Annotated in this window: 11 protein-coding genes; 1 reads left to right on the forward strand and 10 read right to left on the reverse strand. The window is 41.0% G+C overall.

Going from position 1 to position 15,907, the window contains the following annotated elements:
• Window positions 1–38: 38 nt before the first annotated feature.
• The 6 genes from R2S57_RS06500 to R2S57_RS06525 form a co-directional block, all read right to left on the reverse strand.
• Window positions 39–2,159 carry a bifunctional aldolase/short-chain dehydrogenase gene (locus tag R2S57_RS06500; RefSeq protein WP_316844240.1) on the reverse strand — a complete coding sequence of 707 codons (2,121 nt, stop codon included), beginning with the start codon at window positions 2,157–2,159 and terminating at the stop codon, window positions 39–41.
• A 28-nt stretch (window positions 2,160–2,187) separates the two neighbouring features.
• Window positions 2,188–3,282, reverse strand: a complete 1,095-nt coding sequence (rhaT, locus tag R2S57_RS06505; protein ID WP_316844241.1) for an L-rhamnose/proton symporter RhaT — start codon at window positions 3,280–3,282, stop codon at window positions 2,188–2,190.
• 498 nt (window positions 3,283–3,780) lie between these two features.
• Window positions 3,781–4,632: an alpha/beta hydrolase gene (locus R2S57_RS06510; protein ID WP_316844242.1), complete on the reverse strand. Its 852-nt coding sequence runs from the start codon at window positions 4,630–4,632 to the stop codon at window positions 3,781–3,783.
• Window positions 4,633–4,650: 18 nt separating this feature from the next.
• Window positions 4,651–5,118: a nucleoside triphosphate pyrophosphohydrolase family protein gene (locus R2S57_RS06515; RefSeq protein WP_167293229.1), complete on the reverse strand. Its 468-nt coding sequence runs from the start codon at window positions 5,116–5,118 to the stop codon at window positions 4,651–4,653.
• Between the two features lie 106 nt (window positions 5,119–5,224).
• The gene (locus R2S57_RS06520) at window positions 5,225–5,959 is read right to left on the reverse strand and encodes a LytTR family DNA-binding domain-containing protein (RefSeq protein WP_316844243.1); all 735 of its coding nucleotides are present in this window, start codon (window positions 5,957–5,959) and stop codon (window positions 5,225–5,227) included.
• A gap of 87 nt (window positions 5,960–6,046) precedes the next feature.
• A complete protein-coding gene (locus R2S57_RS06525; RefSeq protein WP_316844244.1) occupies window positions 6,047–7,054 on the reverse strand; it encodes a sensor histidine kinase in 1,008 nt (335 codons plus the stop codon).
• A gap of 205 nt (window positions 7,055–7,259) precedes the next feature.
• On the opposite strand from R2S57_RS06525, the gene R2S57_RS06530 reads away from it, so the two are divergent.
• The gene (locus R2S57_RS06530; RefSeq protein WP_316844245.1) at window positions 7,260–9,677 is read left to right on the forward strand and encodes an outer membrane beta-barrel family protein; all 2,418 of its coding nucleotides are present in this window, start codon (window positions 7,260–7,262) and stop codon (window positions 9,675–9,677) included.
• 163 nt (window positions 9,678–9,840) lie between these two features.
• On the opposite strand, the gene R2S57_RS06535 is transcribed toward R2S57_RS06530, so the two are convergent.
• The 4 genes from R2S57_RS06535 to R2S57_RS06550 form a co-directional block, all read right to left on the reverse strand.
• Complete coding sequence (locus tag R2S57_RS06535; RefSeq protein ID WP_316844246.1) at window positions 9,841–11,136, reverse strand: esterase-like activity of phytase family protein; 1,296 nt, start codon at window positions 11,134–11,136, stop codon at window positions 9,841–9,843.
• 365 nt (window positions 11,137–11,501) lie between these two features.
• Window positions 11,502–12,404, reverse strand: coding sequence for a metallophosphoesterase (locus R2S57_RS06540; RefSeq protein ID WP_316844247.1), 903 nt, complete (start codon window positions 12,402–12,404; stop codon window positions 11,502–11,504).
• Between the two features lie 125 nt (window positions 12,405–12,529).
• Window positions 12,530–14,389: an alkaline phosphatase gene (locus R2S57_RS06545; RefSeq protein ID WP_316844248.1), complete on the reverse strand. Its 1,860-nt coding sequence runs from the start codon at window positions 14,387–14,389 to the stop codon at window positions 12,530–12,532.
• On the reverse strand, window positions 14,383–15,906 hold the full coding sequence (locus tag R2S57_RS06550; protein WP_316844249.1) for a RagB/SusD family nutrient uptake outer membrane protein: 1,524 nt from the start codon (window positions 15,904–15,906) through the stop codon (window positions 14,383–14,385). The genes R2S57_RS06545 and R2S57_RS06550 overlap by 7 nt, the downstream gene beginning before the upstream one ends.
• Between the last annotated feature and the right edge of the window lies 1 nt (window position 15,907).

The raw sequence follows: 15,907 nt of genomic DNA on the forward strand, positions 1-15,907 counted from the left end.
ATAAGCATAGATCTGTGTGCATCTGTAGTTACTCTTTATTATCTTACAAAGGCCATGGCTACTCCCCCATCCACATTCAGTACATTTCCGGTAGACTTTTGCAATAAGCCGCCTACAAAAGCGAAACAAGCATTGGCAATATCATCTGGTAATATAATCTGGTTCAATAAGGTACGTTTGGCATAATACGCAGGTAACTCGGCAACGGTAACACCATACGCTTTTGCACGGCCTTCGGCCCATCCACCAGCCCAGATATTGCTATCGCTGATTACCGCATCCGGATTAACCACATTTACACGGATATTATCAGCACCCAGTTCGGCAGCGTTTAATCTGCTCAAATGCAGCTGCGCAGCTTTTGCACTGCCATAACCTGCATTATTTGGTCCGCTTACCAGGGCGTTCTTACTTACAATATTAATGATATCACCACCAATATTCTGCTTTTGCATCGTATTTGTTGCAGCCTGAGTGATAAAAAACTGACCTTTTACCAAAACATCGTACAATAAGTCCCAATCCTTTTCGGTATGATCGGCAATGGTTTTAGAAATGGATAAACCAGCATTGTTTACAATAATATCTACTCCACCAAAAGCCAGGGCTGCCGAATCGAAAGCGGCTTTAATATCTGTCTCGCTGGTTACATTTAAAATGGCGGTGCTGTAAGAATCTTTACCGTACAGGCTTGCAAATTCTTTACCTGCTTCTTCCAAACGCTCGGCGTTCATATCGTTTAAAATAACCACACCACCTTCTGCAACAAACTTTTTAGCAATGGCTTTACCAATACCACCCGCACTGCCCGTTATCAGGGCAATTTTACCGGTTAAAGGTTTTGGTTTTGGCATACGCTGTAATTTAGCTTCTTCCAATAACCAGTATTCGATATTAAAAGCTTCCTGGTGTGGTAATGAAGTGTACTCAGAAACTGCCTCAGCACCTTTCATTACGTTAATGGCATTGATGTAAAATTCTGCGGCTACCCTAGCTGTTTGTTTATCTTTAGAGAAGGTAAACATTCCGATCCCTGGATATAAAATCACCACTGGGTTGGTATCGCGGATAGCTGGACTGTTTGGATGTTTACAAGCTTCATAATAAGCCGTATACATTGCCCTGTATGCTTCAAAAGCAGGTTCCAATGTTTCTTTTAAAGCTTTAACATCCGATAAATCGGCATCGCTAGCTAGAGTTAACACCAATGGACTGATTTTGGTACGTAAAAAGTGATCTGGACAGCTTGTACCCATCGGCGCAAGACGGTCGAGGTTATTAGAATTGATAAATTCCAATACACGGCTATCATCGGTAAAATGACCGATCATGTGTTGCTTAGAAGAACATAAACCACGTAAAACAGGTGCTAAAGTTGCTGCTTGTTTTTTACGCGCATCTGCAACTGCACTTTCAATTTTCTGTCCGCCAAAAACCGGACCTTTTTTACCATAGTTCTGATTAAGGTATTCAGAACAGATTTCGATTACTTCTAAAGTATTCAGATAACTTTCGTAAGCCGTATCACCCCAGGTAAACAAACCATGAGAACCCAGCATAATGCCACGGATACCTGGATTTTCATCTAAACATTGTTTTAATTGCAGACCCAGTTCAAAACCTGGTTTTTTCCATTCTACCCAACCAATTGTTCCTCCGAATAGTTCTTCAGTAATTTTTTTACCGTCTTTAGCCGCAGCGATGGCGATGGCGGCATCCGGGTGCAAATGATCGATGTGTGCAAATGGCAGGAAACCATGTAAAGGTGTATCAATTGATGGTGCTTTAGAGCTTAAATCGAAAATACAGTGGTTAAACAGTTCAACCATTTCATCTTCGTGTTCTACCCCACGGTAAATATTTTTAAGGCTACGTAAACGGTCAACATATAAAGCTGCGAGGCCACTTTTCTTTAAAGTACCTAAATCACCACCTGATCCTTTTACCCACATTACTTCGGTTTCCAATCCTGTAAGCGGATCTTTTTCCAATAATTTGCATGAGGTATTTCCACCCCCATAATTGGTTAAGCGCAAATCAGCACCCAATAAATTAGAGCGATAAATTAAGAGGGCAACTTCATCTCCAGCCAGTTTTGCGGCTTCCTCTTCATCCCACAGATAGCTTACATGCTTATAACTTTTCGTATCGATTGACATTCTAATCTTATATTTAAATTTTTATTTATTATCCTTTAATTGAATTACCATAACCAACAATGAGTACCGAAATGATCATGGTTAAAATACCCGCTAAAACCGTAATCAGGGTTTTTCTGGATACGCCTTTCCACTCTTTTAATACAAGCCCCCAGATGTTGGCAATTAAGATGATGAAGGCCATGTGTAAAATCCACGAGCTGGCACCATTGCCCATTTTGCTTTCGCCCATGCCGTAGAAAAAGAACTGTAAAAACCAGGTGGTACCGGCCAGTGCAGAAAAAATATAGTTTTTTAACAGTGGTGTTTTTGCATTGGTATAATCGCCAAATGTTTTGTTTCGTGCATTCAGCACCATACACCAGATAAAGTTGGTGCTTAGGCCGCCCCAAAGCACAATGATATAGGTTACATTGTTTGAAAATAAGAAATTACCGGTTTCGGCAGGATTTGCCGCTTTCCAGATCGCGTTTGCAGCATCGGCCATTGGTTTTCCGGCTTCGATACCGAAATTAAAACAGGCACTTAAAACACCCGAAACAATACCTACGAATAAACCCAGACCGAATTTAAACTCTGTTTTCACCTCCATCCCGTGAGGATCGGTAACGCCGGTTTTCATCTCTTTTTCTTTCATCATGCCTGCTTTACCGCAGATGATGATACCGAAAACACAGACCAATAAACCCAGCAATACCATACGGCCCCAATCGGTATGCAGAAACATGCTGAAAGTATCTTTACCTGCTTGCGGGAAGAAATCGAAATAAATGGATGGCAGGATGGATCCTAAAACCATACAAAGACCTAAAATGATACTGCTTCCCAATGATACACCAAGATATCGAACGCCTAACCCGTAGGTTAAGCCACCAATGCCCCAAAGGATACCAAAGAAATAAGTTAACCATAAAATATTACCATGTGTAGCACTGATAATGGCGCTAAAATTTGGAACAGTTAAATAAGCGGCAAGTGGTGGAACGATTAACCAGGAGAAAATTCCTCCAACGATCCAATAACTTTCCCAGGCCCAGCCTTTAACTTTTTTGTACGGAATATAAAAACTTCCGGAGGCAAAACCACCGAAGAAATGAAAAATTACACCTAGAATTGCTTGCATCGCTATTAATATATTTGGTTGGTCTAAAATAGAATTTACGGTAATTTAAACTGTTATGCACTGTTATGGATAGAGATAATCGCTTAGAATTTTAACCACGGATGAATAGGATAAACACAGATTAGAGAGTTATATCAAAAAAGGCTATTTATAAAATAAATGTTATCTAGAAGTTTAGTTTTTTAGAAAAACATTGTTATGCAGATTGATAGCTTGCTTAGAATCGTCATCCGATAGCTATCGGATGACGATACTTTAAAGATTTAGCGCAAAGTTACTTTGAAACCTTCCTGCAGTGTGCAGCGACCAATCAAAGTTACTTTGAAACCTTCCTGCAGTGTGCTGCAACCAATCAAAGTTACTTTGAAACCCTCCTGCAGTGTGCAGTGACCAATCAAAGTTACTTTGAAACCCTCCTGCAGTGTGCAGCAGCAAATCAAAGTAACTTGGAAACCTTCCCACCGTAGGAGGCGGCAAATTATATTAAAATTAACTAAATTAGTTCAAGGCTTCGATTTTGCGGACAACATCTTCGATCACATCAGCTGATTTAAGGATTTTATAGTGACCAACGTCTTCAAATGATTTTGAGTTTATGGCAGGGAATTTACTAAGGAATTCTTTAAGATAACTATATGGAGAAATATGATCGGCAGGATCGAATGCCAGGAAATGATCAAGATCTGGACTTAACTGATAAAGATTGGTCAGGTTAAAATGGCTGGCCGGTACAGGAAACTCTTTGGCAAAATTGTTAAAAAAGATATCCTGGTGTTGGGCATTAATATTTACCGAATCTAAACTCTGTTCGAAGTTTTCTTTTAGTCTGATTAATGGTGCAATGCTGATGAGCAGACCGGGAGTTATTCCCAGCTCCTGTAAAGCAATTACATTGGCCATGCCGCCCAATGAATGCCCTATTAATACATCGGGTTGCGCATAGTTTAAGGCAATAGATTTTACCGAATCGGCATAAAGCATTAGGTTGGAAAACTCAGAAACCGAACTTCCGTTTCCGGGTGCATCAAAAGCAATAATCTCGAGGTCTTCAATCTGCTGAAGTGCGATAATCAGCTCGTAAAAATCTAAAGCTTTTGAGGCCCAACCGTGTGTGAGCAGTACTTTACATTTGCCATTGCCCCAACTGAAGCAGTTAATACTAACATCGGCATGGGTAAAATAGGTGTCAAAAACGTTAAGGCTAAATTGTTTTGATGTGGCAATAAGCTGTTCCTGATGCAGGCGTAAAGGCATTTTGGGTGAGTAAAAAATAAACTCACGCATTAAAGCTGCATCAGGATCTGCCTGTGTTAATTTAAGCTCGTTTACAATTTGTTTTAGCCTTTTCAATTCGAGCTTATTTATGGGTTAAACCAAATGAGATTTTAAATCTGCAGGAGAATAGTTGATCGATTTTAAGGTTTTGTCGTCAGATTTTCTGAAGACCAGAAACAGCCCGTCGATTTCTTTATAATACGACTCGGTTTGATCTTTATCTAAATAAAACTGGATGGTTTGCTCTGCTTCTTCTACCGTTTTACAGGCTTTACTCATGTTAGAACGGTGAACTTCATCAAATAAAGTCTTAAATTTTCCGCCCAGTCCAAATTCGTGGATGGCACCTGCAAGCACATATTGCAGATCACAAAGGGCATCGGCCACTTCTACCAGGTCATCGTTTTCTACGGCTTCCTGTAATTCTTTCAACTCTTCTGCCAAAAGCGAAATGCGGAGATTGGCCCTTTGTTTTGAAGGGATAACCGGATTTTCCAGAATAGGATGTTTAAAGGTAGTGTGAAATTCTGCAACCTGATTAAGCGAATTCGTTTCTTGCATGGTGATGTATGATTTAATCTTTACGCCGCAAACTTAAAAAAAACGAAAGAAATATTGGGGAGAATTTATGCACACAGCTGGTTAATTGTTGAAACTGGTTAATCGGTTAACCACCTTTCTTTCCTTCCCGCACCACTTTAAAAAACTCTTCCTTATAGGTTTCGCCGATTGGAATAGCCTGATCGTTGATGTAAACGGTATTACCATCAATCATTTTTATTTTTTCGAGCGAGATGATGTAAGATTTATGGATGCGGTAAAAAGGTGGTTGAGGCAGTTCGGTCTCCAGCTCGCGAAGGGCCTGGTAAGTGATAATTCTTTGGGTTGCCGTATACACCGAAACATAATTTTTCAAACCTTCAATATAAAGGATATCGTCATAATTTACCTTGATAAATTTATTCTTGGTATCGCCTTTGATGAAAATGAAATCGTTCCCCTGCGCAGCCTGCTGAACAATCACTTCTTGCTGTACCGGGGCCACGGGTGCCAGAATCTGCTGTGCTTTGGTTGCTGCTTTATAAAAACGTTCGTAAGAGATTGGTTTAAGCAGATAATCCACTACATCCAGGTCAAAACCTTCCAGTGCATATTCGGGATAGGCCGTGGTTAAAATCACCTTACATTTACCGCCGCAGATTTTTAAAAACTGGATACCGGTTAATTCAGGCATTTGGATATCCAAAAAAACAAGGTCTACTTTTCCCTCCTGTACCAGGTTAAGCGCTTCAAAAGCATTCGTAGTGGTGCCTACCAGTTCTAAAAAAGGGGTTTTATTGATAAAGGCAGCAATTATATCGGAGGCGTACGATTCATCATCAACAGCAAGGCAACGGATCATGGTTGGGGATTAAGGGTTAGGGGTTAGCGTATAGGGTTAGGCGGTTAGCGTAAATTAAAATATGATATTGGTTTCCAACGGTACAAATTACAGATTTAAAATCAAAGTGCTTTTATAAGTATTGCCATTGTTCGAAATGAGCAATTCGTGTTTATCAGGATAAATCAGATCCAATCTGCGGTGGATGTTTACCATACCAACGCCACTAGAGTGGTCTTTTTGCGCATGACTGATTTTATTGCTTACCTCGAAACTTAAACGTTTGTTCTGTATTTTCAGTTTAATGCGTACAGGTTGTGTTTCATCATTTACCACGCCATGTTTAAAAGCATTTTCAACAAAAGGGATCAATATCAGTGATGCGATTTTTTGATCGGCAATGCCTTCGGTGGTAAAATCGACATAAAATTTGGGTTCGAAACGCATTTTAAAAAGCGCCACATAACTTTCCAGGTACTCAACTTCTTTATCTAAACTCACTTTACCATCCGGACTATCGTTCAAGGTATAACGCATCAGATCAGACAAACGCAAAACGGCATTGGCCAGTTGATCCGAAACCGGAATAGCCAGTGAGTACACGTAATTTAAGGTGTTGTACAAAAAGTGCGGATTGATCTGCGATTTAAGGAATGACAATTCGGCTTTAACCACTTCTTCTTTAAGTTTTCTATTCATCTGCTCCGATTTAAAACTCTGTTCAATACCATAAACCGCAGCGGGAACTACGATAAAAGCCAAACTCCAGTATATATTATCAGAAATGTAATGCCATGCTGTTGTACCGTCTCCATAATTATGAAAACCAAACCATTTTAAATACAGTACTTCTTCTATTAAATACCTCAGGGCGATAAATATGCCTATAGTAAACAAAATGCCACCGATTAACTGAAGCATTTTACTTTTTTTCAAAAAGCTTGGGTATACCAAGAGGTAACAGATATAAAATTCTACAATCTGGATAAAATTCATGGATATGTTAAAAGCCGATTGCCTTAAAGTGACGCCTTCTATAATTGCTCCACCATAGAAATAGCCTAAAACAAGTACCCAGCAAAGTATATGGATGGAAATGATCTTTATTGTTTTCATGGCCTAAAACTATACAAAGCTTTTTTAACTGCCTATTTTCTTATTCCAAACCTGCAAATAATTATCCCAACCTGTGCATTTTAAGGATCAACACCTTTTATCCATCAAAAAAGCATTCGGATAATATTTTAAGGGGTTGGGATTATATAATTTTTAGGCTGATGCAACCTTTTCATCTTTGAAGCATCAACATAAAACAAACACGATGATGAACTTTTTATTTAAATCAGCTCTTTTTGTACTACTTCTTTTCGGCTTTAAAACCAGCTTTGCTCAAAACATTAAAGTAAGCGGAACCGTTACCGATAAGAGCAATAAAACACTCGATTATGCTTCGGTAGCCTTAATCCATTTACCCGATTCGGCTTCGATTGCATTACAGGCAACCAACCAACAGGGAATCTACGAATTCAACAATGTTAAACCGGGCCAGTACCTGATCAAAGCATTGATGATGGGTTACGATAAAAATCAATCTGCTCCATTCGACGTAAAAACTGCAGCGGTTAAAGTGGCTCCAATTATATTAACAGACCGTTCTCAAAACCTGAAAGAGGTAAATATCAGATCTAAAATGCCGGTGATCGACCAAAAAGCAGATCGTGTAATTGTAAATGTAGAACAAATGAATACCGCCGGAGATAATGCACTGGAGGTGATCAGCAGATCGCCAGGGGTAAAACTGGATAAGGACGATAATATTGTGCTCAAAGGTAAAAAGGGCATTAACGTCATGATTGATGGCAAATTGAGCTACATGTCGGGGATGGAATTAACCACTTACCTAAAATCATTGCCAGGCTCGGTACTGAGCAAAATAGAACTGATCTCAAATCCCCCTTCCTCTTTTGATGCTGCCGGAACCGCAGGTATCATCAACATTAAACTGAAAAGAAACACCATGCAGGGTTTTAACGGAAACATGAATCTTGGTGGTGGTTATGGCCGTTACGAAAAAATTTATGGAGGAACCAACCTGAACTATAATATTGGCAAGGTAAGTACCTATGTGCGTTTAAATGCTGGCCACTACAACTCCTACAACAGGTTAACCCTAAACAGAAGCATTGGCGAGGAACAATACAACCAGCTTAATTTCTGGCACCCTATAACGAACAGCTTAAATTACTCTACAGGTGCCGATTATTTCATCAACGATAAACATACACTTGGTATAATGGTAAAAGGTTTCACCGCGCCCGAAGAGACCAAGGTGAACAGCAATTCGGTAAACTATGATGCAGCGGGGATAAAAATGGGTGGAACATCAATGTTTAATCCACAAAGCAATACCGAAAAAAATAGCGCCGTAAACTTAAATTACCGTTTTAAAACCGATACATTGGGTGGTGAACTGGGTTTTGATGCCGATTATGTGCAGTATGATAACAGCAAAAATGAAACCTTTACCAACAACTATCTCGATGCCAACGATCAGTTGATCGGCAATCCGGTTGATCTTCGTAACAATGGTATGGGCAAGGTATCCATCTACTCGGTTAAGGCAGATTACAGCCTAAACTTTAACAAAACATTAAAAATGGAAACAGGATGGAAAAGCAGCTGGGTAAAATCGCAGAGCGATGTGCGTTTCGATTCGTTAAAAACCGCTGGCTGGATTAACGATCCACGCCGCACCAATCAATTTTTATACAATGAAAACATTAATGCGGGTTACCTATCGCTCGATCAGAGCTTTAAAAACTTACAGATCAAAGCAGGCTTACGTGCAGAGCAGACGCTGGGCGATGGCAGTTCTTCGGGCACGAATACCCTCATCGAGAGAAAATACTGGAAGCTTTTTCCAACACTGTTTGTTTCCTACAAAATCGATTCGAACAACCTAATTACCGGAGCTTACCGCAAAAGTATCAATCGCCCATCTTATAGTAGTTTAAACCCCTTTACCTTTTACACCGATCCTTATACCGCATTGCAAGGCAATCCGCTGTTACAGCCATCTTATGCAAACAGCTTCGAATTTAATTATTCGTTAAAAAACTTCCGGGTACTTACCTTGAGTTACTCAGTTGGCAACGAATCGATATCAGAAGTGATTTACCAGAACAATACCACAAAAGAAAGTATCTCCAGACCAGAAAACCTAAACCGTACAGTGAGTTTTTATGTGGCTACCGGAAGTCCTTTTGATGTAACCAAATGGTGGAACAATAATAGCGAAGTTTCTGCTGCTTATAACCGTACTACATCGCCGGTACAGGGTGCAAATTATAACGCTTCTTCGTGGAGCTGGTCTTTCAGTTCCGATAACACGATCACTTTACCTAAAAACTATAGCCTTTCGTTATACGGTTTTTACGAATCCCCTTCAGTTTCTGGCTTGTTTCACAGTTTGGAAAGTTACCAGATTAACGTTGGCGCTAAAAAAAGCTTTTGGAAAAAGAATGCTACGCTGGCTTTTAAGGTAAACGATGTTTTTAACACCAGCAAATTCAGGGCAAATTTGGCTTACAACAATATTAACACCTTTTGGCAGAACGAGTGGGAAAGCCGCAGGGTAAACCTCAGTTTCACCTATAAATTCGGCAACATGAAGATCAAAACTGCCCGTAGTAGAAGCACCGGAACAGCTGACGAAGAAAATAGGGTTGGGAAGAATTAAGTCTTAAAAAGATCGTCATCCAGACTTAGTTGTACTTCACTATCAATGACAGTTTTAATAAAAAGAGTCGTCCTCTCGACTGAAGCGCAGCGGAATGGAGAGATCTATCTCGTTAGATTTCTCGACTTCGTTGCACTTCGCTCGAAATGACGATATCTCTGAATTAAAGCTTAACTTTCACAAAATACAATCTGTTCCGATCAACTGAATTGGTGAAAGGCAAAATTTTCTGTGCAAAACCACTGGCACCATTGTCTACCACACCAAAATCATCATCGTTAGAAATGACCAGGATATTGCCCGGTAATAAGGCCAAACCCTCTGCTTTGTCGTGCGGATAAATGGAAGGCAGGTCTTTTAAAAGATCTAAAACAACGGTTTTACTTACCGGAGTGATGCCTGCACCACTTAAGCCTGCCGCATTATTTAACTCTTCAACTGTTTTGCCTCCATACAATTTACCTGTAGCACCATTTCCGGCGTCAGAAATATCGGTGGCTGCGCTAAGGTCGATTTTAAAAACCTTTTTAAATGTTGCCGGATTGCTTGTTGCACCGCCATACAATCCATCACGTTCGATGGTTAAAAAAGTAGTACTGTTAACGGCAACAATGTCGCTTACCCCCGTTAAGGTGGTATTATCCATTAGATAAGCATATTGTTTTGTTGCACCTGAAGCAATGTCGAAAGTTAAAATTCTCAACACAACCGAGTTGGTAACAGCTGCTTTAGAAGGATTGTACATTGGCGATTGCATCATGCCCACCAAGGTTTTTCCATCAGGAGTAATAGCCAAACCTTCCATACCACGGTTTGCTCTTCTATTGGCAAATACCGCTGGAAGTTCACGTCCTCCTGTTCCTGTTCCAAATGGATTGATGCGTTCTATTGTCTTTCCCGTAGCATCGAAATGTGCAATATGCGGTCCGTATTCGTCGCTGATCCAGAATGATCCGTCTGCAGCCCTTACCAAACCTTCAGAATCGATCCCATCTGCACTTGGTGCAATTACCTGTCCGTTTAAGTCGTAAGCGGTTTCTCCCGAAGCACCCATTCCGGCTGGATTTGGAAGACCGTTTAACCTCACACCACTCGCATTTTTAAGAAATATCGTTTCTTCGAGTATTAATTTTCCGTCTTTCAATCTAAATTTCCCAATCTGTGGATCAAAATCCGGCTTTCCGATGATGATCGAGTTGGCCAACTGCCCGGCAACGTTCGAACCTCTATCGGTTAACATGTAAAAAACATCCGGCGAATTGGGATCGGCAGCTACCGCCGAACCAAAACCTCCATTATATACTTTTACGCCGGCAGCGGTCGTGAAAAGCACAGGTGGATCGGCAACTTCTGCAATGGATGGATAAACAATTTCGGCAGGGGTTTCTTCGTGGTTCTTTTTACAGGATACCATACCGATAGACGCGGCAGCAATTAAGACAAGTAAATCTTTTTTCATTTATTTTTTTTGAACAAAGCAAGCATGTAGATATGAAGCCCATGTTAAGGGAATAACAAGAATAGTTCTAGAGGATTATTGTGAACAATCAATTTTTGTTTTTAAGCAAAGGGAATTGGGAATAAGGCATAAAGTTAAATGATATTGTCGCTCTTACCCGATAGCTATCGGATTTATTTATGGGTCTTCGACTCCGCTCAGACTGACAAAGCTTAATTGACAAAGCTTAATATTTACATCACGACCAACTTAATTGAGAATTTTACTGTCATAGCATTAGGATCCCGCATATGCGAGGAGGACGAAGCACTAAAAAGGTATTCCGTGTTAATCTGCGTTTCCGTGGCAAAAAAACAAAGAAATGATCAGTAATTCACGTAATGCTCTTCAAAACTTCCATCATCGTATAAATCGATCAGTCCGTAACCGGGTGCAGTTTCTCTTCTGTTGCCCTCCCACCATGCACCCGATACAGCACCGTTACAGAGGTAGGTTACACCATTGTACACCACTTTATCGCGCATGTGCAAATGGCCGCTTAAACAAAGTTTTACATTGGGATGCTGATAAAAAAGATTAATGATTTTGGCGGTATCGGTATGCATGTTGCCGCCCAGCATGGTCCATTTATTTACAATATCATCTTCAATCATTAAAAGTGCGGTAAGGATGGGAATATGCGACATCACCATTATAGGCATCTTAACACTTGTGGTTTCGAGTTCGTTTTTTAACCATGCCAACTGTTCTTCGCCCAATTTGCCAATATACCAGGTGTTATCGATATCCAGATGGGTACTGTCCAGCACGATAATTTTCCAACCCTTTTGCACGAAGCTATAATATGGCTTAACGAGCTGTAACTTATCCATGGCATATTTTTTACCATAAAAAACATCGCCTTTTGTATTTTCGTTCCACCAGATATCGTGGTTACCCAAACAATAACGTACGGGCAAACTGCATTCATTCTTCATCGTTTCGCCTACCAGTTTCCATTGATCGTTAATGGTACCGATATTTTCCTTGTTCATATCAAAAACGATATCTCCCCCATTTAATACCAGATCTACTTTTGGCGATTGACCCTGCACATGGTGCAGACATTTAACGAACTTTGCAGGTGCATTAAATTGGTTCTTCAGGTGCACATCCGTAATATGAGCTACCCTAAGTACTGGCTTCTTTTCAACTGCCGCCGAAAGGGCCGGAAGCGTTGGCAGCAAAAACAGGCCACCTATATTTTTGAGTGCAGATCTTCTTTCCATGATATTCTTTTTATTGGTTCCAAAATTAACATTGCAATGTTGCCTTAACATTAAGCAAAAAAAAAGCGGTGCAAGTGATTGTACACGTGCACCGCTTTGTTTATCAAAATTTATCCTTTTATTGATTACTTCGCTAAGCGATAAGCCTGGATGATTTTATGAAAAATCTGATTGTTGGGATAAATGCCATTGAAATTTTGCGATCCCGGTCCGTAGGCAAAAACCGGAACCATGATCCCTGTATGGTCGTTGGTGCTAAATTCGCCCCTAACCATTCCCTTTTCTGCTGCACCATCCAAAAGTGTTAATCCTCCTGTTTCGTGGTCGGCGGTAACGATTACCAGTGTTTCGCCATCCTGATCGGCAAAGCGGAGTGCTTCGGCAATGGTGCGGTCGAAATCATGCAGTTCGGTAACGAGATAAGGCAAATCATTTACATGCCCTCCGTAATCGATCTGTGCCCCTTCTGCCATGATGAAAAAGCCCCGTTTGTTTTTCGTTAACATTTCGATGGTATGCAGAAGCGATTGTTTCAGCATATCGCCTCGGCCTTTTATTACCGGCCGTGTAGCAGCATCATCAAGCAATACCAATTGTTTACCCTGGTTTTGCTTTGCAAAATCGCTTAACTGATTGCTCAGTTGAAAACCTTTACTTTTAAGTGCAGGCAAAAGATTCGTGTTTTTATTCTGCTCAAAAGCTTTACGGTTTGAACCGACCAAAATTTCAGCTTTGCTGGTTAACAGGTCGTTTGCAATTGCGCCATTAAAAGCGCGATCGAGCTGATGGGCATAAAAAGCTGCTGGTGTGGCATCGGTAAGGTCGCCCGAACTGATGATCCCACCTTTAATACCAAAACCGGCCAAGGTATCTACCAGATTGGTTTTCTTCTGATCATCTGGTCCCATTCCAATATACCGGTTATTGGTTTTAAAACCTGTGGCCATTGCTGTACCCCCCGCAGCCGAATCCGTATTTCCAGCATCGGCTGCAGCAGTTTCTGAAAATCCAATGGCGTGGAACCTTGCCATATTTAGATCACCATGATTGGCAATCAGCCCCGCATGAATTGCTGCTAGCCCCATGCCATCTCCAATTAATAAAATAACATTTTTGGCGGGTTTATCTGCTCCATCGCTTTTATAAGTAGGTGTATAAGGTGTATATGGGCTTGGATTGGTATAACTTAATTTATCCTGATGAAAATAAAAGTCTCTCAATTTATTTGGATTATCGGTATTGATCCAATCTGCACCCAGCCGCTCTAACACAATCCAGGTATTCGGACTATCCTGCGTGGCCCAAAACCGGAAAGGTTTTCCCTTGCGGTGCGCCTGCGTGATAGCGGCTTTCATCTTTGCTTCATCGGTTTTGGTAGGGTTGCCTTTTCCATTCCATACCGTATGGTTTTTAAGGTCATCGCTAATCATCGCTACCCTCGCCAATTGTGCATCAGTATAAACGGTAGCCGGCCTGCCATCGAATGATAATTTCTCATCATAATCTTTAAAATCGGCAGGAACAGGCATATCGCCGCTGATTACTACTTTGATGGCATTGGCATTCTTTTTCGCATCGAAGACTTCCGCATAGGCCTCCAGTTCTTTCAGCAATACAGGCAAAACATGTTTGTAATCTTCCTTCACGTCTACAACCAACTGCAATTTCAACGCAGTATTTGCATAGGGATGGTTTCCATTTGCCTTAAAGCGTTGTGCAAGCGGATCGAGATATATTTTTTTTAAGGTAAAACCAGGTTTTATTTCTGAAACCTCGTGCGCTACATACAGTTCGCCATCTTTTAAAAACACATCCGCTTCTATAGATCCCATTCCGGCATAATATGCTGTAAGCAATGGAATGCCCTGTTTATAATCGTTGTGGCTATGCCCGCGGTTTGCATCGAGCTTAACCTGTGCAGATGCACTCTGCAGCCCCAGTAATATCACCAGGGCTACAAAGTTTATCCATAATTTATTTACCATCCTGCGTTCTGTTTGATTACCCCCGCACTATTATCAATTTCTCTTTGTGGCACCGCCCATACATCATGTACCTGTGGATTGAAGGTCCTGGCTGGCCAGATTACGCTTCCATCAAAATCATGCAAAGGTTTGGCGTAAGCTGCCTGTGCATCGCCCCATCTTACCAAATCTCTATGACGGTCGGCCCACTCGCCTGCCAGTTCGTTGCGGCGTTCGCGTTTAAGGTCGTCGATGGTCATTCCTGTCTTTGTACCCAAGCCAGCACGCACCCTGATTTTGTTCAGTTCAGTATCACCTGCTCCTGCACCGCTCAGGTTAATTGCTGCTTCAGCTTTGATTAACAACACTTCAGCATAACGCATTAAGGGTACGTTTAAATCTGTTGTTCCATTATCGCCGTTCGGATTAACATGCGTTGGAATTGGATTGGAATAAGAAAACGGCTCCATGTATTTTTTAAACTGGTAGTTTGAAGTCGCTCCTGCATCTTTGGTAAAACTACGTTCAGCACCAAAAAACATAAATTTATCACCTGGTTTCAAAATGGTGGCTTCTCTGCGTTGATCGCCGGTTTCGTAAGAATCATAAAGCTCTTTGGTAGGCAGGTAATAACCCCAGCCATTGTAAATACCCCAGGCTTTATTGGTTAACATTACACCTGGAAGTTTGCTTCCCCAGCCTGTACCACCACCGCTTGGCGTACAAACCACCGACCAGATATACTCTTTAGACCAATTGTTTGCTGCTTTAAATACATCAGCAAAACCTGTATTCACTAAATCATGCTGACCAGAAGTGATCACCATATCGGCATATTTTGCTGCATTGGCATAGTCTTTTTTGTACAGATATACTTTCGATAGGTATGCCCAGGCAGCAGTTTTATGTGCCTTACCATAATCGGCAGGTTTCATTGCCGAAAATAACGGCAGGTTATCGGCTGCTTTTAACAAAAGTGAAATGATATAATCGTAATTTTCATTTACGTTTTTTGCACGGGCAATGGGTTGTGATGGATCGCTCTCTGGCGTAACGATCGGAACACCAGCTTTGTCGTTTCCATAATTTGCAGCCAACTGAAAATAAACCAATCCGGCATTAAAATAGGCATCGCCAATGATCTGCTTTTTCAAACTTTCGTCCATAGTAATACCTGGAACATTGATAATAATGTCGTTGGCGCGTTTGATAATGGCGTAACGCATGCTCCATTGGGTTTCGGTATAGCCTCCGCCAACATACGTACGGTTAAAGTTTTTAATGTTATCGGCCTCTGGTTTATTACGCCCGGTAACCATATCATCGCTGGCATTAATAAACCAGAACATACCGCGACCGTAAAAGTCTTCTGCATTGTAATTTTCATACATCCCACCTTCTGCTTTCAGTGCATCTTCTTTGGTTTTCCAGAAATTTTGAGCCGATGGAGATCCTTCGGGTACAATATCAAGCTCTTTTGTACATGAAGAGAAAAAAGCAAGAGCGGCAAATGCCATATATTTTAAATTCGTTTTCATT

It is taken from the genome of Pedobacter psychrodurus, assembly GCF_032678585.1.
Classification (GTDB): Bacteria; Bacteroidota; Bacteroidia; order Sphingobacteriales; family Sphingobacteriaceae; genus Pedobacter; species Pedobacter psychrodurus_A.